Source organism: Mycobacterium sp. IDUB_19, from assembly GCF_055419445.1.
Genome location: NZ_JBVAXR010000203.1, coordinates 1 through 363 on the forward strand (window position 1 = coordinate 1; position 363 = coordinate 363).

Annotated in this window: 1 pseudogene; it reads left to right on the forward strand. The window is 66.7% G+C overall.

Annotation, left to right across the window (positions count from 1 at the left end):
* Positions 1-164: pseudogene (locus tag ACZY0B_RS27940) on the forward strand (F420-dependent methylene-tetrahydromethanopterin reductase); the annotation flags it as partial.
* Positions 165-363: the final 199 nt, after the last annotated feature.

The window sequence follows — 363 nt, forward strand, 5'->3', positions numbered from 1 at the left end:
TGCTGGGCACCACGCTGATCGGGACCGAGCAGATGGTCCGCGAGCGGCTCGCGGTCTGGCGCGACGCCGGCGTCAACACGGTGCGGCTCTATCCCGCCGGCGACACCCTGGAGGCCAAGCTGGCGACGCTGGGCCGGGCGATCGAGCTGGTCCGCGAGAGCTAGTGCACCTCTGTCCTCACCGAGAAGTTGTGATCGGTAGCGACGCCCAGGGCCTGAAATTGCTGCAATAGCCGCGCGGTGGGCGTGGCATTGACGGGGAGCAGCCATGTACCGCACAGTCATTGAGGGAGTCGTAGCAGCTACCTTCGCGCTTAGTTCAGTGGGCTTGGCCGCGGCCACCGCTCAGGCAGAGCCAAACCTC